The sequence below is a fragment of the Collinsella acetigenes genome (assembly GCF_012844445.1).
In the GTDB taxonomy this organism is placed as follows: domain Bacteria; phylum Actinomycetota; class Coriobacteriia; order Coriobacteriales; family Coriobacteriaceae; genus Collinsella; species Collinsella acetigenes.
In genome coordinates, this window is the sequence record NZ_JABBCP010000001.1 from 265425 (window position 1) to 290659 (window position 25235).

Annotated in this window: 22 protein-coding genes; 9 read left to right on the forward strand and 13 right to left on the reverse strand. The window is 59.8% G+C overall.

Going from position 1 to position 25235, the window contains the following annotated elements; genetic code table 11:
- Positions 1-101: 101 nt before the first annotated feature.
- Complete coding sequence (metA, locus tag HF320_RS01170) at positions 102-1022, forward strand: homoserine O-acetyltransferase MetA (RefSeq protein WP_169276708.1); 921 nt, start codon at positions 102-104, stop codon at positions 1020-1022.
- Positions 1023-1232: 210 nt separating this feature from the next.
- Here the strand turns inward: metA and thrB are convergent, their stop codons facing one another.
- Together thrB and thrC are read right to left on the reverse strand one after the other, a co-directional pair.
- Entirely contained in the window at positions 1233-2114 is an 882-nt protein-coding gene (gene thrB / locus HF320_RS01175; protein WP_169276709.1) for a homoserine kinase, read from the reverse strand.
- 6 nt (positions 2115-2120) lie between these two features.
- Entirely contained in the window at positions 2121-3635 is a 1515-nt protein-coding gene (gene thrC, locus HF320_RS01180; RefSeq protein WP_169276710.1) for a threonine synthase, read from the reverse strand.
- Positions 3636-3866: 231 nt separating this feature from the next.
- On the opposite strand from thrC, the gene HF320_RS01185 reads away from it, so the two are divergent.
- The 4 genes from HF320_RS01185 (at position 3867) to HF320_RS01200 (ending at position 8896) form a co-directional block, all read left to right on the forward strand.
- On the forward strand, positions 3867-5255 hold the full coding sequence (locus HF320_RS01185) for an aspartate kinase (RefSeq protein ID WP_022386833.1): 1389 nt from the start codon (positions 3867-3869) through the stop codon (positions 5253-5255).
- Positions 5256-5426: 171 nt separating this feature from the next.
- Positions 5427-6455, forward strand: coding sequence for an aspartate-semialdehyde dehydrogenase (locus HF320_RS01190; RefSeq protein WP_169276711.1), 1029 nt, complete (start codon positions 5427-5429; stop codon positions 6453-6455).
- 438 nt (positions 6456-6893) lie between these two features.
- Positions 6894-7580 carry a response regulator transcription factor gene (locus HF320_RS01195; RefSeq protein ID WP_211158905.1) on the forward strand — a complete coding sequence of 229 codons (687 nt, stop codon included), beginning with the start codon at positions 6894-6896 and terminating at the stop codon, positions 7578-7580.
- Positions 7580-8896, forward strand: a complete 1317-nt coding sequence (locus HF320_RS01200; RefSeq protein ID WP_169276712.1) for a sensor histidine kinase — start codon at positions 7580-7582, stop codon at positions 8894-8896. Before HF320_RS01195 ends, HF320_RS01200 begins: the two co-directional genes overlap by 1 nt.
- 76 nt (positions 8897-8972) lie before the next feature.
- Here the strand turns inward: HF320_RS01200 and HF320_RS01205 are convergent, their stop codons facing one another.
- Positions 8973-9674 carry an ABC transporter ATP-binding protein gene (locus HF320_RS01205; protein WP_169276713.1) on the reverse strand — a complete coding sequence of 234 codons (702 nt, stop codon included), beginning with the start codon at positions 9672-9674 and terminating at the stop codon, positions 8973-8975.
- Between the two features lie 199 nt (positions 9675-9873).
- Between HF320_RS01205 and HF320_RS01210 the strand changes: the two genes are divergently transcribed.
- Complete coding sequence (locus HF320_RS01210) at positions 9874-10413, forward strand: methylated-DNA--[protein]-cysteine S-methyltransferase (RefSeq protein WP_138378079.1); 540 nt, start codon at positions 9874-9876, stop codon at positions 10411-10413.
- Positions 10414-10678: 265 nt separating this feature from the next.
- On the opposite strand, the gene HF320_RS01215 is transcribed toward HF320_RS01210, so the two are convergent.
- Positions 10679-11077, reverse strand: coding sequence for a holo-ACP synthase (locus HF320_RS01215; protein WP_169276714.1), 399 nt, complete (start codon positions 11075-11077; stop codon positions 10679-10681).
- Between the two features lie 111 nt (positions 11078-11188).
- On the opposite strand from HF320_RS01215, the gene HF320_RS01220 reads away from it, so the two are divergent.
- Together HF320_RS01220 and HF320_RS01225 are read left to right on the forward strand one after the other, a co-directional pair.
- Positions 11189-12562, forward strand: coding sequence for a M18 family aminopeptidase (locus tag HF320_RS01220; RefSeq protein ID WP_211158906.1), 1374 nt, complete (start codon positions 11189-11191; stop codon positions 12560-12562).
- A 167-nt stretch (positions 12563-12729) separates the two neighbouring features.
- Positions 12730-13587, forward strand: coding sequence for a DegV family protein (locus HF320_RS01225; protein WP_169276715.1), 858 nt, complete (start codon positions 12730-12732; stop codon positions 13585-13587).
- A 105-nt stretch (positions 13588-13692) separates the two neighbouring features.
- On the opposite strand, the gene HF320_RS01230 is transcribed toward HF320_RS01225, so the two are convergent.
- The 9 genes from HF320_RS01230 to HF320_RS01270 all read right to left on the reverse strand — a co-directional run bounded on the left by HF320_RS01230 (position 13693) and on the right by HF320_RS01270 (position 23992).
- Positions 13693-14628: a D-2-hydroxyacid dehydrogenase gene (locus HF320_RS01230; RefSeq protein ID WP_169276716.1), complete on the reverse strand. Its 936-nt coding sequence runs from the start codon at positions 14626-14628 to the stop codon at positions 13693-13695.
- Positions 14629-14739: 111 nt separating this feature from the next.
- Positions 14740-15627, reverse strand: a complete 888-nt coding sequence (locus tag HF320_RS01235) for a methionyl aminopeptidase (RefSeq protein WP_075844599.1) — start codon at positions 15625-15627, stop codon at positions 14740-14742.
- Positions 15628-15746: 119 nt separating this feature from the next.
- Positions 15747-16523, reverse strand: a complete 777-nt coding sequence (locus HF320_RS01240) for a radical SAM protein (protein WP_169276717.1) — start codon at positions 16521-16523, stop codon at positions 15747-15749.
- A gap of 25 nt (positions 16524-16548) precedes the next feature.
- A complete protein-coding gene (locus tag HF320_RS01245; RefSeq protein ID WP_349290678.1) occupies positions 16549-17388 on the reverse strand; it encodes a gamma-glutamyl-gamma-aminobutyrate hydrolase family protein in 840 nt (279 codons plus the stop codon).
- Positions 17389-17424: 36 nt separating this feature from the next.
- Positions 17425-18180, reverse strand: a complete 756-nt coding sequence (locus HF320_RS01250; protein ID WP_169276718.1) for an amino acid ABC transporter ATP-binding protein — start codon at positions 18178-18180, stop codon at positions 17425-17427.
- A gap of 22 nt (positions 18181-18202) precedes the next feature.
- Positions 18203-19036: an amino acid ABC transporter permease gene (locus HF320_RS01255; protein WP_169276719.1), complete on the reverse strand. Its 834-nt coding sequence runs from the start codon at positions 19034-19036 to the stop codon at positions 18203-18205.
- Positions 19033-19692, reverse strand: coding sequence for an ABC transporter permease subunit (locus HF320_RS01260; protein WP_169276992.1), 660 nt, complete (start codon positions 19690-19692; stop codon positions 19033-19035). The genes HF320_RS01255 and HF320_RS01260 overlap by 4 nt, the downstream gene beginning before the upstream one ends.
- A 142-nt stretch (positions 19693-19834) precedes the next feature.
- Positions 19835-20824 (reverse strand): glutamate ABC transporter substrate-binding protein, encoded by a 990-nt coding sequence (locus tag HF320_RS01265; protein ID WP_169276720.1) that lies wholly within the window; start codon positions 20822-20824, stop codon positions 19835-19837.
- A gap of 177 nt (positions 20825-21001) precedes the next feature.
- The gene (locus tag HF320_RS01270; protein WP_169276721.1) at positions 21002-23992 is read right to left on the reverse strand and encodes an insulinase family protein; all 2991 of its coding nucleotides are present in this window, start codon (positions 23990-23992) and stop codon (positions 21002-21004) included.
- 234 nt (positions 23993-24226) lie between these two features.
- On the opposite strand from HF320_RS01270, the gene HF320_RS01275 reads away from it, so the two are divergent.
- Entirely contained in the window at positions 24227-25234 is a 1008-nt protein-coding gene (locus HF320_RS01275; protein WP_248276545.1) for a DMT family transporter, read from the forward strand.
- Position 25235: the final 1 nt, after the last annotated feature.

Consider the following 25235-nt stretch of genomic DNA (forward strand, 5'->3'; position numbering starts at 1 on the left):
TTTTATTTGGCACGTTGGGGCGCGCGGCATACAAGCCACGGTACAATCAAAACCAATGCCGAACGTGCCGTTAAGCGTGTGAGTGAAGGAGTGTATGCGTCGTGCCGATTCGAATTCCTGATGCTCTGCCCGCAACCGAGATTCTCGAGGGCGAGAACATTTTTGTCATGACGGAGTTTCGCGCTCTCCACCAGGACATTCGTCCTTTGCGCGTGCTGATTTTGAATCTCATGCCCACCAAGATCGCTACCGAGACGCAGCTCATGCGCAAGCTCTCCAATACGCCGCTGCAAATTCAGGTAGACCTGCTGCGCACCAAGAGCCATGAGGCAACGCATGTGTCAGCGGGGCATTTGGAGACGTTTTACCGCACCTTTGAGGACATCGAAAACGAGCATTATGACGGTCTGATTATTACCGGGGCCCCCGTTGAGCTCATGGAGTTCGAAGAGGTGGATTATTGGGAAGAGCTTTGCCGCATCATGGATTGGTCGAGCACGCATGTGCATTCCACGCTGCATATCTGCTGGGGTGCTCAGGCAGGCTTGTATTACCACTACGGTATTCAGAAGTATCGTCTGCCAAAAAAGGCGTCGGGCGTTTTCGAGCATCGCTTGCTTAAGCCGAAAAGTCCGCTCGTGAGGGGCTTTGACGATCGCTTTTATGCGGTTCATTCGCGCAATACCGATGTGAAAATCGAAGACGTGAAGGCAGTGGACGATCTTGAGATTGTTGCCGTGTCGGACGAAGTGGGCCTCTACATCGTGAAGTCGGTTGATAGCCGTCGCTTCTTCGTGTTTGGCCATCCCGAGTACGATACAGACACCCTTAAGCTCGAGTACGAACGCGACGTCAAGCGTGGCATTAACCCCGAGATTCCAACGAACTACTTCCCGGATGACGATCCCACCCGCGCTCCCCTGAACGTCTGGCGCTCTCAGGCCCAGCTCTTCTACACCAACTGGCTGAACTACTACGTCTACCAAACTACCCCTTACGATCTGGAAAAGGTGGGCGAGTAAGTTCCCAAGCTTGGCGACCCTTCAAAGCGTGTACTTTTAGGCGCGACCAGATCACCCCGGCGTCCCCGCACGGCCTACCCCTGAAAACATTCCGCAGACAAGAATCCCCCTGCTCGAAGCTCCGAAGGAGCAAGAGCAGGGGGATTCATTTGTCGAGGACGTTTTCAGGGGTAGGCCGTGCGGGGACGCCCGCAACGAAGGCACCGCGCCTTACAGGTACTCGATTTGCGCGCCTTCCGTGTCGCACGTCAAAATATGCGTCTCGCACTCGGGGAAGCGCTCGCGCAGGCGTACCTGCAGGAACTTGGCCACGATGGTGTCGTCGGTCACGGCCATGAGGGTCGAGCCAGAGCCCGAGATCCACATGGTCTTGGCGCCGCCCGTCAGGCAGGTTTCGCGAATAGCGTCGTAGTCGGGGATGAGCGCACGACGGTAAGGTTCCTGCAGGCGGTCGTCATTGGAAGCGGCAATCAGATCGAGGTCGCCCATCTCCAAACCGCGCGTGAGGCCGGCGATGCGTCCCATCTGCCAGACGGCGGTGGACAGCGGCACCTCTTGCGGAACAACCTTGCGTGCATCGCTCGTGTGCACCTCGTAGGGCGGGATGATGGTGATGAAGCGCAGACGCTTGCTCACCTCGTAGCGCAGGCAGCGAGGGAGCTCACCTTCCGGCGTGAACGAGCAGACGGCTGCTCCCAGGATGGCGGGTGCCACATTGTCGGGATGTCCCTCGACAGCGGTGGCGATGGCCACGAGCTCCTCGCGGGTGACGGTGTGGCCGGTGAGCGCCGCGGCGCCCATGATGCCGGCAACCACGCAGGTGGAGCTTGAGCCCAGGCCGCGGGCGACAGGCACCTCGGTGGAGATGTCGATGGAGACGGGGAAGGTCTCCTCGCCCCACTCGGCAAGGGCATTCACGAAGCTCTCGTAGACAAGGTTGTCTTCGTTTTGGAATTGCTCGGGGCAGCCCGTAATGGTGAGGGTCTCGGCACGATTGAACGTGAAGTGCGAGTACAGCGAGACGGCCATGCCCAGGGTATCGTAGCCGATGCCTAGGTTTGCGCTGGTGGCGGGTACCGTAATGCGGATCATGGGGTCTTAGGCCTCCTTGGCGATGCGGCTGGCTGCCTGCTCCACGTAGGAACCCATGTCGGCAACGTCGACCACGTCTTCAAAACGCACGGGCTTGGTTTTGAGACCGGCGAGCTGTGCGGGCGCGGTGGTGCCGGTGTGCTTGGCGAGCACCTCCATGCAGGCAAAATCGTCGGGTGGGCAGAAGAGGCCCAGCGACTCGGCCACGGCCTTGGGGAACTTGTAGGGGCTTGCGGTGGAAAGCAGTACGCGGCAAGCGGTGCCCTCGACGGCGGCGGTTTGCTCCATCACGTGATAGCCACAGGCGGTGTGCGGGTCGATCACGTAGCTGTTTTCGTCCCAGCAGCGTCGAATGGCAGCTGCCACCTGGTCTTCGTCGGCCCAGCCGCCGTCAAAGACGGTGCGGATGCGCTCGAGGAGCTCGGCGGGAATCTGATAGTTGCCCTCGTCGGTAAGCTTGGACATGAGGTCTGCCACGAGCTCGCAATCACCGTCTGCCAGGTAGTACAGCATGCGCTCCAAGTTCGAGGAAACCAGGATGTCCATCGAGGGCGAAGTGGTGGTGTAGAAGGGACGCTCGCGGTCGTAGGTGCCGGTTGCCAAGAAGTCGGCCAGTACGTTGTTCTTGTCGGAGGCTACAAGGAGCTTGGCCACGGGTAGGCCCATGCGCTTGGCGTAGTAGCCGGCAAGGATATCGCCAAAGTTACCGGTGGGAACGCAGAACTCAACGGCGTCGCCAGTCTGGATGGCGCCTGCGCGCAGCAGCTGCGCATAGGCGGCAAAGTAGTAGACGACCTGCGGAACCAGACGGCCCACGTTGATGGAGTTCGCGGAGGAAAGAATCGTGCCGCCAGCGGCCAGACGCTCGCCCAGCTCCTTGTTCGCAAAGATCTGCTTGACGGCGGTCTGCGCGTCGTCAAAATTGCCGCGCACGGCACAGACGGCGACATTGGCGCCTTCCTGCGTGGACATCTGCAGATTCTGGACATGGCTCACTTTGCCTTCCGGGTAGAAGACGGTGATGCCGCATCCCGGAGCGTCGGCAAATCCCGCGAGAGCCGCCTTGCCCGTGTCGCCCGAGGTGGCGGTGACGATCATGATGCGCTCGCCTTCGGCTCCTGCGGTGCGCGCCATAAGGCGGGGGAGCATCTGCAGCGCGACGTCCTTGAATGCGCTCGTGGGGCCGCCAAAGAGCTCCATAACATAGGTGGGGGTGCCATCTGCATTGGGTGCTTGAGAAAGGGGCACGAGCGGCGTCACTTCGCTCGAAGCGAAGGTGCCGGTGTATGCCTCGTCCACGCATGCGGCGATCTCGTCTGCGGAGTAATCGGGCAGAAGGGCGCCCATGACCTCGCGCGCAAGCGTGGGGTAATCCTTGTTTGCCAATGTGGAGATGTCAATGGTGGTGCCACCCAGGTCGTCGGACACAAACAGGCCTCCGTCCGGGGCGATGCCGCGGCGGATTGCCTCCTTGCTCGTAAAGGTTGGCGAAGCGGAACGTGTGCTATGGTAAAAACCCATGTCGTCGACTCCTTGAAAGCCCAGGGCGTAACGTGTGCGCTCATGGTATCAGAAGCGTTTGGGCACGTGGAGCCGCGGCCCTCGGAGAACAGGCGCAGCACACAGGCCGTTTTTCTTTTGGAAACAATGTAGATGCCCACGACAACATCCCAGGGTGTTTAGTAGACTTGCACCTACGATTATGGGCGCGTCGTCATTTGGTGCGTTCCTATCAGGAGGGTTTTAGTTCGCATGATCAAGATCGCTAAGTTTGGCGGCTCATCAGTCGCAGATGCCGAGCACTTCAAGAAAATCAAAGCAATCGTCGACGCCGATCCGGCGCGTCGTTTTGTGGTGGTTTCCGCTTGCGGCCGTCGTTTCAAGGGCGACACCAAGGTGACCGACCTGCTTTATCTGGTGAGTGCCCACGTTAAATACCACGTATCTTGTGAGGATCTGCTCAAGGATATTGGCCAGCGTTACTTTGATATCGCCGATGAACTTGAGCTCACCTATCCTATTCGCGAGGAGTTTGCGGCATTTGCCGAGCGTGCAAGCACTGGCGGCTACTCCACCGAGGAGCTCGTGAGCCGCGGCGAGTACTTTACCGCTCGTCTGATGGCCGAGTATCTGGGCCTACCGTTCCTGGATGCATCGAAGGTCATCGCTTTCCATCACGACGGTACGCTTAGCATGAGGCGCACCACCGAGCTTGTGGAGGAGTACAGCCAGCAGGCGGGCTTTGTTATGCCCGGTTTCTACGGTGCGACTCGTGAGGGTCAGATCAAGCTGCTCGACCGTGGCGGCGGAGACATCTCTGGATCTATTCTTGCCAAGTGCCTGGGCGCCGACCTGTACGAGAATTGGACCGACGTATCGGGCTTCTTCTCGGCAGATCCGCGCATTGTTCCCGAGGCACAGCCTATCGCACGTGTTACCTACGAGGAGCTGCGCGAGCTTTCTTACATGGGTGCAAGTGTTTTGCATGAGGAAGCTGTCTTCCCCGTGCGCGAGGCCGGTATCCCGCTGGTCATCAAGAACACAAACGCTCCGCAAGACCCCGGCACCATCATCAGCGAGACCGCCGACGAGGGCGCAGCCGAGCCCATCATTACCGGAGTGGCCGGCAAGAGCGGCTTTGTTGCCATCAATGTTGCGCGCGACCGCACTAAGCCGCGCATTGGTTTTATGCGCCGCGCGCTTTCCGTCTTCGAGCGCTATAACGTTTCGGTTGAGCACATGCCCACCGGTGTCGACCGCTTTGGCGCCGTTGTGCAGAAGGAAGACGTGAACGATTCGCTCTATTCGCTCGTGGCAGACATCCAAAAAGAGGTTGAGCCGCTGGAGATCGAGGTTGTCGAAGGTCTTGCGCTCATCGCTACCGTTGGCCGCAATCTGCGCGGACGCGCCGGCATCTCGGGGCATCTCTTTGGCATGCTTGGCCAGGCAGGCGTGAGCGTGCGTATGATTTCGCAGAGCTGCGATGAGATCAACATCATCATCGGCGTGGACGAGAAGGATTTTGAGCTGGCCATCCGCACCATCTACCGTGCATTCTCGGACGAGAACGGCATCGTGAAGGTTGCCGATCTGGATGAGCCTTCGACTATCGACCTGGGGTTGGCATCGCTTACTAAATAGCGAGCGCCTTGGCTTTGAGGGAGATTTCATTCATCCTGTTGGTTGCGGGTTTCGTTTCGATTTCATTTCGGCGGAGTGGGCTTCGAGTCCACTCCGTTCTTGTATAAAAGGAAGACAATCATTTGGCCTGCGCAGGTTGCAGGAGAAGAGCATGACCTAAAAGGGGGAAGCATGAAACAGTACACGGTGGCTATTTTGGGCGCGACGGGAGCCGTGGGCACCCAGATGCTCCAGTGTCTTGACGAGCAGGATTTCCCCGTGGGCAAGCTCAAGCTGTTGGCAAGCGCTCGCTCTGCCGGCAAGGCTGTTGAGTTCCGCGGCGAGCAGGTAGTGATCGAGGAGGCCCGCCCCGAGGCATTTGAGGGCTGCGATATCGTGCTCGGCGCCGTTGAGGATGACCTCGCCAAGACGCTTTTGCCCGAGGCCGTGAAGCGCGGCGCTGTGGTTGTGGACAACTCCCATGCGTTCCGTCTTGACCCCGATGTTCCCCTGGTGGTGCCCGAGATTAACGCCGAGGACATCAAATGGCACAAGGGCCTTATCGCCAATCCCAACTGCGCGACCATCATCGGCTTGGTGCCCACCTGGCCGCTGCACAAGCTCGCGGGCGTCAAGCGCATGGTTGTGAGCACGTACCAGGCGGCTTCGGGCGCTGGCGTTCCGGGCATGCGTGAGCTCGAGGAGCAGCTTGCTGCTCTGGGTCGCGGCGAGCAGCTTCCCGATCCGCGCGCTTTTGCGGCGCAGCTTGCCAATAACCTCATTCCGCAGATCGGCGGCGTGAAGGAGGAAGGTTTCACCTCCGAGGAGATGAAGCTTCAAAACGAGGGCCGCAAGATCATGCATCTGCCCGAGCTGCGCGTAAACTGCACCTGTGTGCGCGTGCCCGTGCTGCGCTCGCACTCCGAGAGCATCACGCTTGAGTTCGAGCGCGACATCACGGTCGAAGAGGCTCGCGAGGCCCTTGCCGCCGCCCCTGGCGTCAAGCTGGTGGACGACATGGATGCCGCTGATGCTTCGGATCGCTACCCCATGCCGCTCTTTACGAGCGATCAGGACCTGATCTGGGTCGGCCGCGTTCGTCGCGACATCTCCAATCCGGAAGTCACGCGCGGCATCACCTTCTGGTGCTGTGGCGACCAGATTCGCAAGGGCGCTGCCACCAATGCCGTCCAGATTGCAAAGCTTCTTACGGAAGAGTAGATCGCAAGCTTCTGACATACGCGCTATCGCTGTACGCAAAAGGCGCCTCGGTCGGGCACGTGCCCAGCCGAGGCGCCTTTTTGGTGGATGGCAGTGGGTTTTTCTGGAGAGTTTGTTCGCGCTCCTCTCGTCGATTGTGCATGGAGACGAGTCGCTTCTGCCATGCGGCTTACCGGATGGATTGCGAGCAACGGGCGACGGGCGCAGGCATGGGGGAAGGAAAGTGTGTGTGCCTGGTCTCACGCATCCGCCGCCGTGCTCGATATCTGTTGTACCGCAGTGGCAACAGTTCTTGCGCGCGGTTGCCAATGCTTAGGTTCGGCTAAGGTCTATCCTGCAAAAACGCCTGCTTGTACAGGGTGGCTGCTAAGGTTCGACTAAGGCTTTGCCCTCTGCGTTATTATCAAAGCCAACAGGTGGCAACAACGAAAGGCGAGGATGATGCGGCTCCTATTGGCGGAGGATGAACTCGAGCTCTCGCGCGCCCTTACGGCGATTTTGCGACACAGCGGCTATGAGGTCGATGCAGTCCATGATGGCCTGGCTGCTCTTGATCATCTTCGGCACCAGACATACGACGCCGCGGTTCTCGATATCATGATGCCCGGAATGGATGGCATCGAGGTGCTTTGCCAGGTGCGTCAGAGCGGGATTCGGCTGCCTATTATCATGCTGACGGCAAAAAGTGAAGTGGCGGATAAGGTCGAGGGCCTCGACGCCGGCGCCAACGATTACCTCACCAAACCCTTTGCAGCAAAAGAGTTGCTCGCGCGCATTCGCGCCATGACGCGCAGCGCGACTGCGATTGACGCGACCACCTTTTCCGTTGGCAACGTTCGCCTCGACTGCGCTTCCTGCACGCTTGTGGGTCCTGCGGGGGAGGAGCATCTTGCCAATCGAGAGTTTCAGCTCATGGAGTATTTCATGGCACATCCAGGGTCGGTCACGCCCACCGAGCGCCTGCTGTCTCAGGTGTGGGGCGACGATGCGCTCGAGACCTCCAACGTGGTGTGGGTCTACATCTCCTATCTGCGCAAGAAGCTCGTGGCAGTGGGGGCAAACGTATGTATCCGCGCTGCGCGCAACCAGGGGTATTCGCTTGAGTGCGTTGAAGGCAGGGCGTGATGGAGAAGCGTCTACGCCAAAAGTTCGTGCTCGTAGCCATGCTCTCGGTTGCCGCGGCTCTGGCATTGATCTTGGTGGTTATCAATGCCGTCAACTATCAAAGCGTGTGCCGCATGGCGGACGATCGTATCGAGGCAATCGTGGAGAATGGCGGAAGCTTCCCCGGCGTCTTCGGTGCGGACGGGGCCCAGGATGGCCAGGGGGAGACGTCCGATGCTTCCGTGGTGATACTCGAGGAGCTCTCGGCTACTTATATTGACCGCTCTTATGGTTTGGGCAAGCGAGCTGCCGACATCATGGACAAGGAAGCACCGTACGACACGCGTTACTTTACGGTGACCGTGAACGGTGATGGCACGATTGCCGGGGTTGACGTCAACCATGTTGCGGCGACAACAGCGCAGGACGCATGCACCTATGCCTTGCAGGTGAGCACCAAGAGCGCAAAGCATGGCTTTTACGGCGCATATCGCTATCGGGTGGTGGATACGGACGAGGGGTCTCTCTACGTGTTCGTTGACTGCTCTCGCGAGCTTTCCAATTTTGAGGCGTTTTTGGGCGCAAGCGCTGCCATCGGCATGGGTGCCTGGCTGCTCGTGTTTATCTTGATGGTGATTTTCTCGCGCGTGGCGGTTCGTCCTATTGTGGAGAGCTATCGCAAGCAGCAGCGTTTCATTACGGATGCAAGCCACGAGATCAAAACTCCGCTTGCGGTGATCAGCGCTGCAAACGACGTGCTGGAGATTGAGGCGGGCGAGAGCGAATGGACGCAAAGCATTGCCGCACAGGTGACTCGTCTTAAATCACTGACCGAGAGGCTGGTGTTCCTTGCGCGCATGGACGAAGGCGCCACGCAGTTTGAGAAGACGGACTTGGATCTATCCGAGCTGGTTGAATATGCCTCGGAGCCGTTTTGTGCTGTTGCCGAGTCACGTGGAAAAAGGCTCGTGCGTGACATGGAAACCGGCCTGCGTATCCAGGGCGATATTTCGGCTTTGTCGCAGGTAGTGGAGCTTTTGCTGGATAATGCCACGCGCTATGCGAGTGAGGGCAGCGAGATTGAGCTTACGCTTAAGAGGCGATCGCGCGGTGGGGTAACCCTACAAGTGAGTAATGCGGTGGACACGATGCCACAGGGTGATTTGGAGCGCCTGTTCGATCGCTTTTATCGTGCGGACGCCAGCCGCAACTCGCAGACGGGCGGTTCTGGAGTGGGCCTTTCTGTGGTGCAGGCAATCGTCGAGGCACACAGTGGCAGCATCCGCGCCCAAGCGCTCGATGCCCACACCATCTGCTTCACCGTAACCCTCCCCTGAGTGTGACAAAAACAAGACAGAGTTATTTTGTGAAGATTTGCGCTCCGATGCACACAACTCGGCTTGTTGGTGCCGTCTACCACTCGATTTGCTCGATGGGAGTGGGGCTAGGCTGCAGAGTCTCATCGGTCACTTTGCCGCTCTTAAAGCGGATGAGACGATCGGCCATGGGGGCAAGCGCGGAGTTGTGCGTGATGATGATGACCGTGATGCCCTCGCGACGACAAGTGTCCTGCAGCAGCTGCAAAATCTGCTTGCCGGTTTGGTAGTCGAGGGCACCCGTGGGCTCGTCGCACAGCAGGAGCTTGGGATTCTTGGCGAGGGCGCGCGCGATGGCTACGCGCTGCTGCTCACCGCCGGAGAGCTGGGCCGGGAAGTTATCCATGCGCGCTTCGAGGCCCACTTTGGCAAGTGTCTCGGCAGGATCGAGCGAGTCGGGGCAGATCTGTGCCGCGAGTTCGACGTTTTCCAGCGCGGTGAGGTTGGGAACGAGGTTGTAGAACTGGAAGACGAAGCCGACGTCGGCGCGGCGGTACGAGACAAGCTCTCCTTCGTTTGCATGGCTGATGTCGCGCCCGTCAACGGTGACGGAGCCCGATGTCGCGGTATCCATGCCGCCCAGGATGTTGAGTGCCGTAGTCTTGCCTGCGCCCGAAGCGCCCAAGATAATGGCAAGCTCGCCACGCTCGACGGTAAAGCTTGCGCCGTCGAGTGCGTGAATCTCGGCCTCACCCGTGCCGTAAGCCTTGATGACGTTGGAAAACTCGATATATGCCATGAAGGTGCCCTATCTGATCGGATGCTTTCATTATCGCCGTCCGCAGGGCTTGTGCCCACCTCGATTCCGCCAAGCGTAAATGACACACGGCACGATTTCGCACGGCGCGAAGACGGCACCGAAGCGGGCTCTGCTGCTTTTGCCTTTATACTAGGCTGCGGATGAGGACGAGGGAAAGAGCGGCGCAAAGGGGAAGCACATGATTACCAAGTCGTATCGATCGCCGCTCGGCATGATTACCCTTGCTGCCGATGCGCGTGGGCTTACCGGCCTTTGGTTTGAAGGTCAGGCGCACTATGGCGCGACCCTCGATGGCGAGGGCGTACCGAACGGCTTGGGTTCGGCATCTGCCGTGCTCGATTACACCTGGGCTTGGCTCGACACCTTTTTTGCCGGGCGTGCACCTGCGTATACGCCTCCGCTTCATCTGATAGGCACACCATTTCAGCTTGAGGTATGGGGCGTGCTGCAAGGTGTTCCGCGCGGTTCCACGGTGACGTATAGCTGGGTTGCCGATGAGATTTGTCGTCGACGCCTCGCTGCGGGCGATGAACGTTCCACGAGCCCTCGCGCGGTGGGCGGTGCTGTGGGTCGAAACCCGGTTTCGATTATCGTTCCGTGTCATCGTGTGGTGGGCGCTAATGGCGCCCTTACGGGTTACGCCGGCGGTCTTGATCGAAAAAAATGGCTGCTCGATGTCGAGAAACGCTTTTGCAACGACGCTGGTGCTCGGCTGTAGTATCGGTGCGTCCACGATGAATGGCGGTTTTCGAACGTTTCTCGATGAGTGGCGGTTTCTCGGACGTTTATTGGTGGGAAGCGGCCCCGTTTTGCATCGATAGCCGCCACTCGTTTCAAAATGCACGTTTTACCGCCATTCATTGCGCCGTCGGTTGCTTACGAATATGAAGAAAACCGGTTACCATGCGATCACGACTACCACGCGAACACGACTACCACGCGAGCACGACTACCACGCGACTCCGGCTACCGCGCGACTTCGACTACTGTGCGAGTACGATTGCTGCTGCATAGTCGCCATCGTTGCTGATGGAAACGAGCAGTTCGTCAACGTGAGCCTCATCAAGGGCCTTGCGCAGAGCGGGTATCTCGACATTGACATAGGGGGCGCCGGACGTGGCTCGGAGTGTTTCGACCCAGCGCAGGTTGAATTCTCCATTGATAAGTGGACCGACCGCTTTGCGCGCAGCGTGTTTGACGGCAAGCCTGCCGGCAAGAAATTCTGCGGGCTGCTGTCGGGCAAAGGCCAGTTCAAGCTCTGTAGAGGTAAATAAATGCGTCAACCAGGGCGACGCTGCCGTGTTGCATGTACATACGGCGTTGCCAAGATGGTCGGCAACGTCGCCGATGCGAACTAAATCGATGCCGATGCCTCGCGCCATATCTGCCCCTTTCGTTTGGCCCATTATAGCTTTTGCACAAAGATGCCGTGCGCGTTAGGCTTATGCAAACGTTCGCTCGCATGACCATGTGATAAATGGAAAGAGGCATACATGGCATCCGATATCATCACCAAAGAAGATTTGACGGCAGCGGAGTCGCTCATCGAATTTATCGACAGCTGTCCCAGCATGTTCCATACGGCAATGACGCTGTCTGAGCGTTTGGAGCAGGCTGGCTACGTCTACCTGCCCGAGGGCTCCGCATGGACCATCGAACGCGGCGGGAGCTACTATACGCGTCGCAACAACTCGAGCGTCATCGCCTGGCACGTGGGCGCACGGGTCGCACAGGCAGCTGCCGAGAAGCCCTGCGCTGCCGCCCCCTATCATTTTCAACTCACTGCGTCCCATGGCGATTCCCCTACGTTCAAGGTTAAGTCTGTGGGCGAGCTCGAGGGACCGCAAGGCTATCTGCGCCTTAATGTAGAAGCCTATGGCGGCATGATTGACTATACCTGGTTCGATCGCCCCCTGTCGCTTGCGGGTCGCGTGCTTGTGCGCACGGGCGCGCGCGTGGAGAGCCGTCTGTTCTCGCTCGATCGCGATGTTGCCATTATTCCCAGCCTTGCTATTCACATGAACCGCGACGTCAACAATGGCTTTGCTCCCAATCGCGCTCGCGACTTGTGCCCCCTCATCTCCGCCGGCGCGCTTCCTGCGGGCTCGCTCGACCAGATGGTCGCCGATGAGTTGGGCGTGGACGTTGCCGACGTTTTGGCTCGCGACCTGTTCTTGGTGAATCGTCAGCGCTCCTGTGTGTGGGGCATGGCGAACGAATTTGTCTCGGCGCCTAAACTCGACGACCTAGCCTGTGCCTATACTTCGCTCGAGGCCATGCTCGCGCAGACCAACGAGCACGATGTGAGTCTCTTTGCTTGTTTTGATAACGAGGAAGTTGGGTCGGGTACCAAGCAAGGTGCCATGTCTACCTTTTTGCGCGATACGCTCGCACGCGTGAATGAGGGTCTGGGCTTTGGCGAAGAGGATTACCGTCGAGCGCTTGCTGCCTCGATGCTCGTGTCCTGCGATAACGCCCATGCGCTGCACCCCAACCGCCCCGATTGCGCCGATGAGGGCGCCCGTCCCATGCTCAACGCCGGCTTGGTGATCAAGGAGGCTGCAAATCAGCACTACTGCACGGATGCCTTTAGCCGCGCCGCGCTCGTGGCGGTGCTCGAGAACGCCCAGGTGCCCTATCAGGCGTTTGCCAATCGAAGCGACATGGCGGGCGGCTCCACGCTGGGCAATCTTTCCAACATCCAGGCGAGCATGCATGCCGTGGATGTGGGCTTGCCGCAGCTTGCCATGCATTCGAGTTTTGAAACCACGGGTGTTCGTGACGTTACCCTCGCTATCCAGGCACTTACGGCTTTCTACAATGCCGACCTGCAGATTTCCGAGGCCGATTCCGTCGTTTTGGCATAACGATATCCGTGGCCGCTACGTGAATTATTCCTCACGCCTACCGAAAGTGGGTAATAAGGCATAGCCAATACAGGGCCCGGGCCCTACAATGATGCGCACTTGACTGGATGTCGGCACGTTGCCTGTAATTTGTGCGGCGTGCCACGCATCATTGAAGGGATACGCCCATGAGCGAAATCATTATCGTGGCCGAAACCGGCTCGGATGTTTCTGCGGCTGAGGCTGCGGAGCTTGGTATCGAACTCGTGCCCATGCACGTTTCTATTGGCGACCGTACGATCGATGACGGCGCCCTTGACCCGGCAGAGATGCTTGAGGAATGCCGTCAGCTGGGCGTTTTGCCCAAGACGAGCGGATGCACTCCGGGTGACTTTGCGAAGGTGTTCGACCGCATCCATGCAGAGCATCCCGAGGCGCAGATCCTCTACATCGCCTACTCTGCGGTGACCACGTGCTCCTATGAGTCGGCGCGCACTGCCGCCGAGGGCCGCGATTACATTGACATGTTCGATACGGCGCACGTGACCATCGGCCAGGGTTTTGTTGTGACGGGTGCGGCACACTACCTGCGCGAGCACCCCGAGGTAACCCTGGCTGAGCTCAAGGCATATGCCGAGGACCTGGCGCGGCGCACGCGCATGGCCTTCATTCCTGGCGACCTGGGTTACCTGCGCGCAGGCGGCCGTCTTTCCAACGCCGCGTTTTTGGGTGCCACGCTGCTGCGCATCAAGCCGGTGATTGAGATTATCGACGGTCGTTTGGTTGCAACCAAGAAGCTTCGCGGCAAGATGGTAAATGTTGCGCTCGAGCTCATCGACATGATGTACGCCCAGGGTCCTGTCGACCACGAGCGTGTCTTTCTCGTGCGCTCTTCCGGTTTGCCTCTGGCGATTCAGGAGGCTGCCGAGGAGCGCGTGCGTGAGCTGGGCTTTAAGGAGATTCGCTGGTACGACACACGTAACGTGATTACGTCGCACTGCGGCCCTGGCTCCTTTGCCGTCTGCATGGCCGCTCCCGTAGCGTAGGGCACGGACGACCTGGAACTCTAATACGCCAAGAGGGCGCCGCGTACAACATGACGCGGCGCCCTCTCTTTTTGCGAGGATATGGGTGCGTGCTTTGAGCTTTCCCTACAGCGTGACGGCGTTGCGGATGGGTTCGCCGGCAGCAAGGTGATGCAGGTTCTCGATGGCGATGTCGAGGATGTTTTCGAGCGTGATCGGCAAGTGGTACCAGCCGGAGACATGCGGGGTGATAAAACAGTTGGGCGCATCCCACAGGGCATCATTGGCGGGAAGAGGCTCGGGCGAGGTGACATCGAGCGCAGCGCCAGCGATGTGCCCAGACTCAAGTGCGGCGATCAGATCGGAGGCAACCACAAGGTCTCCGCGGCCTCCGTTGGCAAAAAGTGCACCGGGTTGGCAGGCAGCAAAGAACTTCTCGTTGGCAAGACCGCGCGTGGCATCGCAGCTGGGCAGGATGGAGAACACGATATCCGCGCGTCCCAGCTCATCATACAGGGCATCCATCGTCGCCATGCGCTCGTAGGGGGCTCGTGGTTCGACGGCACTGCGGCGCATGCCCGTCACGTGCGCGCCCATGGCAGAGGCGAGCGTGGCGAAATGCGTCCCAATGTCGCCCGCTCCCAGGACGAGCACCTGCGCATCAACAAACGTAGTGACCGGCCCTAGGTCGCGCCAATCGTGCTCGCGCTGGCAATCGCGATAGGCGGGCAGGCGCTTCATCATAGCGAGGACCATGGCAAACATGTGCTCCGAAACGGACTGCCCATAGGCACCTGTGGCGCATGCCATGATGGCGCCCTCGGGCACGATGCCCGGTGCGGCATACTTGTCGTAGCCTGCGGAGTTGAGCTGGAAAAGACGCAAGTTCTGCGCGGCATTAAGGCGCGCGGGCGCCAGGTTGCCGATGATGACGTCTGCTGCGGCGATCTGCTCGTCGGACACGACGTCGCGGTCCACAAACGTAACGGTGTCGGCAGGTACTGCTGCGCACAAGCGCTCGCTTTGGGTCTCGTTGACGGGCAGCAGGCAAAGTACGTTCATGGAGGTCCTTCCAAAAGGTCGATGTGTCAAAAAGTCGACAGGTTTAATGTGACACATGTTGCGGTTTCAGATACGGATGCCAATGCGGCGGCAGCGCCGTGATCGGATTGGCTACCAGCTCAGCAGTTCGTAGCCATCTTCGGTGACGACAAGCTGTACTTCCCACTGGGCAGAATCTGAGCCGTCTTTGGTGTGGACGATCCAGCCGTTTTTCTCGTCGATAAAGATATCGGGTGCCCCGGCGTTGACCATGGGTTCGATGGTGAAGCACATGCCGGGGACGAGTAGCGTGTCCACATCGGGCGACTCGACGGTAAAGCCCACAAATGGATCTTCGTGGAAGTCGAGGCCGATGCCGTGGCCGCCAAACTCGCGCACCACGCTAAAGCCGTTTTCCTCCACGCACTCCTGCACGGCGGCTGCCATGTCGCACAAGGTTCCCCATGGCTTGACGGCGGCAAGGCCGCGCTGCACGCTCTCGCGCGTGACCTCGACGAGCTTCTTGCGTTCCTCGCTTACCTCGCCAATGCAGAACATGCGACTCGAGTCGGAATAGTAGCCGTCGAGAATCGTGGAGCAGTCCACGTTCACGATGTCGCCCTCGCGTAGTACGTCCTCTTTGCAGGGGATGCCATGGCATACCACATCATTGATGGAGGTGCACACGCTCTTGGGGTAGCCCTCGTAGTTGAGGTCGGCGGGAATGCCGCCATGCTGCGTGGTGTACTCGTAGATCCATTGGTCGATCTCTTCGGTGGTCACGCCGGCGTGGATGTGCTCGCCCACATAGTCGAGGGCTCCGATGTTGATGGCAGCCGAGCGCTTGATGCCCTCGATATCCTCGGGGCTCTTGTAAAGGCTGCGCGGCAACACGTCGAGGCCCTTATCCCAGAAGCGCTGAAGCTTCTCGTCAAAGGCCTCATGGCATTTCTTGTATTTCTTTCCGCTGCCGCACCAGCAGGCATCGTTGCGGCCGGGTGTGGGTCCATTGTCATACATGGGTAACTTCCTTTCAGTCACCGATAGTATGCCACTATCGTCGATCAAATGGGCGAGGAGGAAGGACAGCCCGCGTTCTCGCAGGGAGAAAACGCGGGCTGCGGGCAGTCGGTACAGGGTTAATAGCTTACCTGGCAGCCGATGCCGAGCTCGCGAACGCGCGTGGCGATGGCATCGAGGGTTTCGGCGGGAGCCTTGCAAAGACCTTTTGCAGGGGTTTCACGCGCGATGGTGTAGATGGTGACCGCCTGCGGGCGAATGCGGCTCAAGGCGTCGAGCCACGGATCCACGTAGGCGTCGCCGGTGTTGTCCATATCGTGGCCTTGCCAGGTGCCTGTGAGGAACATGGTTTGGATAATTGCGTGCCCTTTAAAGCTGGCGAAGGTCTCAATCTGATGCTCAACGTCGTATGCGGCGACAGGCTGGTCGATAAGCTGGATATAGGTAGCGTCGACAGTGTCAAGCTTAAGGATGTTGTCGTCTACGAGCATGAGGGCGTCGTGCACCGCAGGACGGTCGGCGCGCGTGCCATTGGAGAGCACAGCGATCTTGGCCGCTGGCGCAAGTTCATCGCGCAAGCGCACAGCCCCTGCAACTGCTTGAGGAAACTCCGGCGCCGCCGTGGGCTCGCCGTTGCCGGCAAAGGTGATTACATCGGGTAGCTCGCCTGCGGCAGCCATCTCGCGAAGGCGCGCTTCGAGCGCGGTGAGAACAGTTGCGGCGTCGTTGTACTCCTCATGGCAGGGACGGTCGGCATTGAATCCGTTTTCGCAGTAGATGCAATCGAACGTGCAGATCTTTCCCGAGGCGGGCATCATGTTGACGCCAAGCGAGAGCCCCAAGCGCCGGCTGCGTACGGGGCCAAAAAGCGGGCTATCATTCAAAAACGTGGACATCGATTGCCCCTCCCAAAACGTTGCGCTATATGGATTTGCCGGCAGCGGCGGCAACAAATGCCTGCCAGAGCTTGAAATCGCTCTCGATGGTATGCCACGTATACTCGGGATGCCACTGCACGCCAAGGCAAAACGGCTGGCCTTCGACCTCGATAGCTTCGGGCATGCTGTCGGTCGCGTGCGCGACAAGATGGGTGTGAGACCCTACCTTCTCAACGCAGCAATGGTGCGCCGAGTTAGTTTGGATAAGCGTACGACCTTCGAGCGCGCGGCAGAGAAGCGAGCCGGGCTCAACCTCCACCGGGTGACAGGGCTCGGTGAGCGAATGCGCATGACGCCACTGTGCCATACCCTGGCAGGGCTTCATGCCGGGGACATCCATGCAGAGGGTTCCTCCGGTTGCGACGTTGAGCAGCTGCATGCCGCGGCAGGTGGTGAACAGTGGCTTTTTCTGCGCGAGTACCTCGCGTACCAGGCGGAACTCAAAGCAGTCGCGAATCTCGCAGCAAAGCGTCGGGTCGTATGGGTCGGCAACTCCCCAGCGCTTGGGATTCACATCCGGACCGCCGGGGATGGCAAAGCCGTCAGCCATCTCCACGTATCGTTTGATAACCGCATCGTCGTCGGTGAGCGACATGAGCATCGGCAGCCCGCCTGCAGCCAGAATCGCATCCATGAACACGGTGGCGATACTTTCGTTGGGTGAGAGGGTCTCGCATCCTACGACGTGGCCTTCTTCCCAGCGCGGGGCGACCAAGATGAGAGGACGTTTGCATTCGAGGGAATTTTGCATAAGACGGCTTTCGTGGTGCGGCAATGCGTCAGGTTCATTTGTCGCGGTGTCGTTGGGGTGCAGTACAGGCACAGCAGTGACACCTGACGTCGCGCTGTGCCCGGAGGGTTAATGATTTTTGATGCTGTCGAGGAAATCGCGAGCGCGTTGCGTTTGCGGGTGATCGAAGAATGCATCGGGCGCGCCTTCTTCTACGATGGCGCCGTCGGCCATAAAGACCACGCGGTCGGCAACGCGGCGTGCGAAGTTCATCTCGTGCGTAACTACCACCATGGTCATACCCTGGCGTGCTAGGCTAATCATCACCTCGAGCACCTCGTTGATCATCTCGGGGTCAAGCGCGCTGGTAGGCTCGTCAAAGAGCATGGCGCGCGGATGCATGGCAAGGGCGCGTGCGATGGCTACACGCTGCTGCTGGCCGCCCGAGATCTGGGCGGGTACTTTTTCGGCCTGTTCGGCCACGCCCACGCGCTCGAGCAAGTCCATGGCGCGGGTGCGTGCCTCCTCGCGCGAGAGGCCCAGTACGTCGGTGGGGGCGAGCATCACGTTTTCTAGCACGGTCATATGCGAGAATAGGTTGAACTGCTGGAACACCATGCCCAGCTCAGCGCGCATGGCAGCAAGCTCGCGACCTTCTTGTGGCAGGGGTTCGCCATCGATAAGAATCTCACCCGAGTCGATGGTCTCCAGGCGATTGATGGCTCGGCAGAGGGTCGACTTGCCCGAGCCGGACGGGCCAATGACCACGACGACCTCGCCGGGGGCGATCGAGAGATTGATATCGCGCAGTACGTGGAGCGAGCCAAAGTGCTTATCCACATGCTTGAGCTCGATAAGGGGCTGCTGGGTAGTTGCGTCTGTCATATCGCGTTCCACCTTTGTTCGGCTAGCGGATGATCTTTACGCCCAGGCGGTGCGAGACGTAGATACTTGCCTGGTTGATGGCGTAGTTGATGAGGATATAGATGATGGCGATGGTGAAGTAGACCGAGACAAGCGCATCGTAGTTGGTGATGAGCACGCGCGCATTCTGCATCAGGTCGGGGTAACTCACTACGTATGCCACCGTGGTGTCCTTGACCACCACGACGAGCTGCGAGATGAGGGAGGGGATGACGAAGCGAATCGCCTGGGGCAACACGATTTTGAGCGTGGTGCGCAGCGGCGACATGCCCAGAGAGAGCGCTGCCTCGATTTGGCCCTTTGGCACGGCGTTGACGCCTGCGCGAAAGACCTCGGCAAGTACGCCCGAGGCAGCAAGCGCCACCGGCAAGGTGAGCATCCAGAAGGAAGACATCTTGATGCCGTACTGAGGCACGATCAAGAAGAAGAAATAGATGAGCAGGAGGCTCGGCAGGCTACGGAAGAAATCGGTAACCACGCGACAGGCGGCGGAGAGCGCCTTTAGGTGCGAGATGCGCCCCAGCATGAGCAGGAGACCCAATGCGAGGGCGATGGCCCCTGCGGTGAGTGCTACGCGCACCGTGCCGGCAAAGCCTTGGAGTAGGAATTTCCAGGTCGTTGCCTTGGCGAAGAAGGTCCAGTAGCGCGGTGCGAACTGACCGGTGATGTAGAAGCGATGTCCGATGGCGGCAAGAGCCGCGACGACCAAAATAAGCGAGATAGCCGTGGCGATGCGTACGCGACGACGCGTGCGTGGACCGGGAGCTTCGTAGAGGGCATCGCGCACGGAGCGCGATGCGGGTGCGGATGTACTCATCGGTAAATCCTCACCTTCTTATCGATGCGGTTGCCAACGGCACCAATTATCAGGGCCGTTCCTGCATACCCGATGGCCGAAATGAGGAAGGCGAGGATGCCGCCGGTAACGCGCGTGTTGACATAGGAAACCACGCCGGTGAGCTCGGTGGGATTGAGCGGTACCTGGCTGCCAAGGGCGGTGGTGAGCATGACGGCGATCAGCAGGTTGGTCATGGGCAGCACGCATGAGCGCAGCGCCTGCGGAATCACAATGCGGCGCAAGATCTTGCTAAACGAGAGCCCAAGGGCGCGTGCGGCTTCGATCTGGCCGGCGCTCACGGTGTTGATGCCGCTCATGAAGTTCTCGGAACCAAAGGCAGAACCCAGAAGCACGGTGGTGACCACTACGCATACGCGATAGTCGAGCACTACGCGCAAGCTGGGCAGCGCATATACCACGATAATCAGGAGCGCGACGCCGGGGATGTTACGAAAGATCTGCACGTAGAGGTCTCCCGCCACGCGCAAAGGGCGCATGGGCGAGACGCGCATGACGGTAATGCCTACGGCGATGATCATCACCAGCGCAAACGATTCAATCGTCATAAGCCAGGTGGTCAGAAGCGCCCGAAGGTAGTTTTGGCCATATAGGGAAAGAAGCTCGGTGAGCCCCATCGTTATCTCCTCAACGATAACGGGGCCTTCCACGCGTGACATGGAAGGCCCCGATGCATACCCGTGTTCTGCAGTCTAGCAAAACCGCGCGCGTTGAGCGCGCGCAGCGGTGCTATGTGTCCTACGGATTACGTGTGAACTCTTACGCTCCGAGTGCGGGCGGGTTGGGGGCGTCTGCGATATCGGCGCGGTCGCCAATGCAGATCTTCCAAAGGTTGGCCCACGTGCCGTCGTCCTCGATCTTCTGGAGGAAGTCGTTGACAAACTGAACGCCGTCGGAATCCTTGGGCAAACCGATGCCGTACTGGTCCTCGGGGCCAAACGGGTCGCCGGCAAGACGGTACTTGTTGGGGTTACGCACCATGCTGCCCATTTGCATCGTGGTGTCGATCACGTAGGCGTCAACGCGGCCCTGCTCGAGGGCCTTGCGGGCCTCCTCGTCGGTCTTGAACTCCTGGAGTGTGGCGTCGGGGGCAACATCGGCGACGATCTGGGGGCCGGTGGAGCCGGACTGCACGGCTACGGTCTTGCCGGCAAGGTCGTCCACGCCCTTGATGTCCTTTTTATCGGCCATGGTGAGGATGGACTGCTGGGTGGTGTAGTACGGGCCTGCGAAGGAGATGACCTTCTTGCGGTCATCGGTGATGGAGTAGGTGGCAAAGACGACGTCGACCTGGTCGTTTTGGAGCACGGACTCGCGGGTGTCCGAGGTCACCTGGGTGTTGTCGATCTTGGTCTCGTCGCCAACGATATAGCGGGCGAGCAGCTGGGAGAGGCCGGCGTCAAAGCCGCGCAGGACATTGTCCTCCTCGTTGAGCTGGCTAAACAGCAGAGAGGTCTGCACGCCGCCCACGCGCAGGGTACCGGCCTCTGCTACGGCAGAGGCCCAGGTACTGCCGGCGATGGCGGAAGCGTCCGCCACGGCACCAGAGGCGATCAGCTCGTCATATGCCTTGGTGTCCATAGCTACGGCCTGCACCTTGGTGTCGGAGCCGGCGCCGGTGCTGCCGGCAGGGGCGTTGGTATCGCTGCAACCGGCAAGGCCCAGGCCAGCAATGGCTGCGGCGGTGGCGCCGGTGGCGGCCAAGAAACCGCGGCGGGAAACGTTGAGGGAATTCGAGAGGTTGCTCATCGCCTCGTATCCTTTCATTTGAGTGGTAGTGCAAATAAGGGTGTTTGCACGGTAACCCTAGTTCTATACCCAGTAGGTGGGTTAACGATGCACGAAACAAGTTGTTGGCTTTAGCTGTCTTTGTCTTGCGAAAAGAGAGCGGCGCGACAGTTCTTGTTTCCGTCGCGCCGCTGCGTGTTACTTCAAAAGGTCAATAGGGGTGAGGCCTGCCGTGCTCGCCTCGATAATCTCACGTCCGCCAAAGACGCAGGCAGGGGCGTTGGCGGCGACGCGCTCAATGTCATCTGCAAGGTCGCGGACCTTCTTGGGTGTGGCCGAGAGCATGGCGTGGCGGCGCGTTTCGCGCCAGTCTACCGGGCGCTTGGCAAAGAACTCGCTGTCCTGGCGACGCGCCAGGCCATAGGGCTTCGTGGGCGCGTCGTGACTCGAGACACATGAGACGATGAAACCCTCGAATACTTCGGGCGCAGGGTCAAATGAGCGCAACCACGCGCCAGCGTGGCCGATGCGTTCGAGCGAGGGGTCGATGGCGGGATCGCGATAGGTGTAAAACGCCAGCTGGCGGTCGGCGGCACAGCGGAAGCCACAGCCGTAGGCACCGCCCTTTACGCGGATCTCGTTCCATAGATAGTCGAACGAGAGGGCGCCGGCGGCGACGCCCCAGGTGCCGTCAACGGCAAGGCCCAGACGACGCGGGTCGACGGCTTTGCCCGCAAAGCACACGTCGCTTGGAATGATGAAGGCTTCGTTTTTAACGACGGGTGCAGGAATCTGCAGGTTGATGTTGTCATCGATGCGCTCGCCCAGTCCCAGCGTGCCCGCCGCGTTCCAATAGGTGCGATAGTCGTCGTCGGATCCCGTGAAGCTCACGATGGCGCCATCGGCCACAAAGATGCGCTTTTGCAGGTCGCGCAGCTTGTTGCACAGGTCTTCGGCTCGCTCGTCAAAGTGCTCGACAAGCTCGCGCAAGAAGCGGTAGAAGTCCACGCCCGAAAGCTGTTCGGAAAGCACGCCGGCAGGCGAGGTGTAGGAGTAGGAGCGTGCAACGGCGGCGCTATGTCCGTTCATCAAGAAGCGCTGCTCCTGGGCGATTCGCATCTGAGTGATTACATCGCGCATGCGGTCAGTGTCCTCAAACAGCGTCTCGCTCCAGACTTCGCGCGGAATCTGGGCGAGTGCCTCGATTTTCTCGGAGAGGGCGCCGGCGGAAATAGTGAGTACAGGGCGCACTTTGTCCCAGGAGCTTTCGCTCACCACCTCGGCGGAAAGGCTCAAAAAGCCCAGGTTGGCGCCAATGTGGCTATCGAGCTCATCGGCCGTGTGCCGTGCAGTTGGGAGCCTGCGCATAAGGTTTGCCATGATCGTCACATAGGGCAGCTCGTCAAAGGTCAGATGGCTCAAGTCAAAGTATGCGAGCGCATAGGAGAGGCCGCGTGTGGGGATGGCGTGCTTAAGGCAGGGGAGCGGCGTGGTCTCGTCGACGGTGAGTGCGGGCTCGGGGCGGGCAGGGCCGATGTCCGAGACGTGCAGGCGCGGCAGGGTGGCGCGGGCCTCGGGCGAGTCTTCGGCCTCCTGGGCTGCGCGCAGGGTCTCGACATCGGCGTCGATGGCGGCGAGCTGCTGGTCGCTTGCCTTTTCGAGAGTGGCTGCAAGCTCGGCAGCCTCGGGGTCGTCGCCGTCGGACGCCTCCTGGGGCTTGAGTTCTACGAGCGCGCTGTGGTTCGTGTCAAGAACGAGCTCGCGCAGGAGGTCCTCAAAGTAGTTGCCCGAAAGCTCCTGACGAAGCTCCTCATAGACGGGGCCATACTTGAGTGCAAGGGTTGCGGCGGCGTCGTCGTAGAGCCAGGTGGAAAGGGCGTCGCAGGCGATTACCACGCCATCGGCCGTGCCGTAGTCGCGCTGACGCAGGTCGAACTCGTTGCCGCAGATTACGGCTTCCAGGCGGTCGCGGGGGATGCCGGCATCCACCAGCTCGCGGGCGCTTTGCTCAATCACCTCGCGTAGGTGGCGGGCAACTTCGGGCTGGGCATTTTGCAAGATGATGAGCTCGTAGGGCTGCAGGCACGCAGCCGAGGTGTAGCTCGTCACATCGCCGCCCAGGTTCGCCGCGAGGATGGCTTTTTTCATGGGCGCTTCGTTGGTGCCGAGCAACGCTTCGAACAAGATGTCGGCTGCGATTACGCGTTTGCGGTCGAGGGCGTCGCCCAGCGCGTACCCCAATCCCACGAGGGCGTTATCCGGGGTGGTGACCATATCGATGCTCGTGTAGTCGCAGACGGTGGGCTCTTGGCGAGCAAGCTCGTTGGGGGCACCAGGGGTTTCGATGCCCTGCGCGCCACGTGCGGCAGCGTCATGTGCGCGCGCCTCGTCGCAAAGATAGCGTTCGTTGAGGAAGGCCAGGGCGCGCTCGGGGTCGAGGTTTCCGTAGAGCGTGATGTAGCTGTTTGCCAGGTTGTAGTGGCGCGCGTGGGTATCCAAGAACTGCTCATAGGTGAGCGAGGGGATGGCGCGCGGATTGCCGCCTGACTCGCAAGCGTAGGCGGTGTTGGGGAACAGCGCGCGGTTCACGGCGTTGTCCAGCACGTCCATGGGGTCGGAGAGGGCGCCTTTCATCTCGTTGAACACCACGCCGTTGTAGCGAAGGCGCTGGGGCGTGCCGTCTTCGGCGCGGTCGAGCTCGTAGTGCCAGCCCTCCTGCTCAAAGATGGCCTTTTTGGTATAGATGGCGGGATTTAGCACCGCGTCCATGTAGACGTCCATGAGGTTGTACAGGTCTTGCTCATTGGTGGACGCAACCGGGTAGATGGTCTTGTCGGGGTAGGTCATGGCGTTAAGAAACGTTTGCATGGAGCTTTTGATGAGGTCGACAAACGGTTCTTTGACGGGGAACTTGGCCGATCCGCACAGTACGGAGTGCTCGAGGATGTGGAAGACGCCCGTGTCGTTTGCCGGTGGGGTTTTGAAGCCGATGGCAAACGCCTTGTTCTCATCCTCGCAGGCAAGGAAAAGCAGGCGTGCTCCGGATGCGGCGTGATCGATGACGTAGGCCTCGGCGTCCAGCTCGTCGATGGTTTCGGCGCTTTTGACGGTAAAGCCGCTCACTGTGGCGCCGGGGACGAGGACCTTGGCAGCGCGTTCACGAGCGCTTATTGATTCGGTTGAGGGCATGGTGCCTCCATGAGTCGTGGTGAAGATGTGCTGTGCCCTTTTATACCCCCAAGTGGGGATGCGCGTCACGGGCATTCCTGCGGCATTTGGGGAGCGCATACTCCATTTGGGTGCAGTACCTGCGAAAACGTTGAAATTTGGCGCGTGACGAACGCCCGGTCACGACGTTTGGTGGGGTAAGGTTATACACGTGCGGCAGGTCGATTGGGCCTCTTGCTGCACGAAGAACAAGCGATGAAGATGCAAAGGGGTATGCACGTGGGCGTGCCGGCAGGGCAAACACAGCAGGAGACGGTATCGATGGGATCCGATGCGGAATCGCGCAAGCAGCGCCGTGCATGGCGCAATCGTTTGAATGGCCGCGAGTCGCGCAAGACCCTTGTGGGCGTGCTTGCTACGCTTGCGGGTGCAGGTCTTTGGGGTTTTTCGGGTACCTCGGCAAGCATGTTGTTCGACGTCTATCACGTGGACACGCTCTGGCTGCTCTCTGTTCGTCAGATCTTCGCCGGCTTGCTCTTCATGGTGCTCATCGCCTTTACCGCACGCGATCGATTCGTGCGACTGTGGACCAACCCGGCCCATATCCGTACTCAGCTGCTCTTCACCCTATTTGGACTTTTTGCTAATCAGCTCTTCTACTTGATTGCCATTCGTCTTACCAATGCCGGTACGGCGACGGTGCTGCAGTGCCTCGAGCTCATCATCATCATGGTGATCACCTGCGTGCGCCAAACGCGCGGTCCGCGTAAGCGCGAGCTTGCAGGCCTGATACTGGCTTTGCTGGGCACCTTTCTCATCGCCACGGGCGGCGATATCTCGGCGCTTGCCATCTCGCCTGCAGGTCTTATCGCCGGTTTGCTGACTGCGGTCTTTGCGGCGGCGACGGTCATGATCCCCGCAAGTCTGTTGCCCGAATATGGCTCCCCGGTGGTTACGGGTTCTGCCATGATGCTCTCGGGTATCATCACCTGCGCTTTCATCCAGCCGTGGAACAACGTGCCCGCGCTTGACATTGCAGGCATTGAGGCCCTGGTGGTCTTTATCGTTGCCGGTTCGTTCCTTTCCTACATGCTTTATATGCAGGGCGTCAAGGATTTGGGCGGCATGCGTGCGAGCATGATCGCCACGGTGGAGCCTGTCTCTGCGGCGGTGACGAGCGCCATTCTTTTGGGCGTGGCTTTCTCCGGCGCTGACATCGCGGGTTTTGCCGCGATCATCATCATGGTGTTTTTGACGGTCTAGG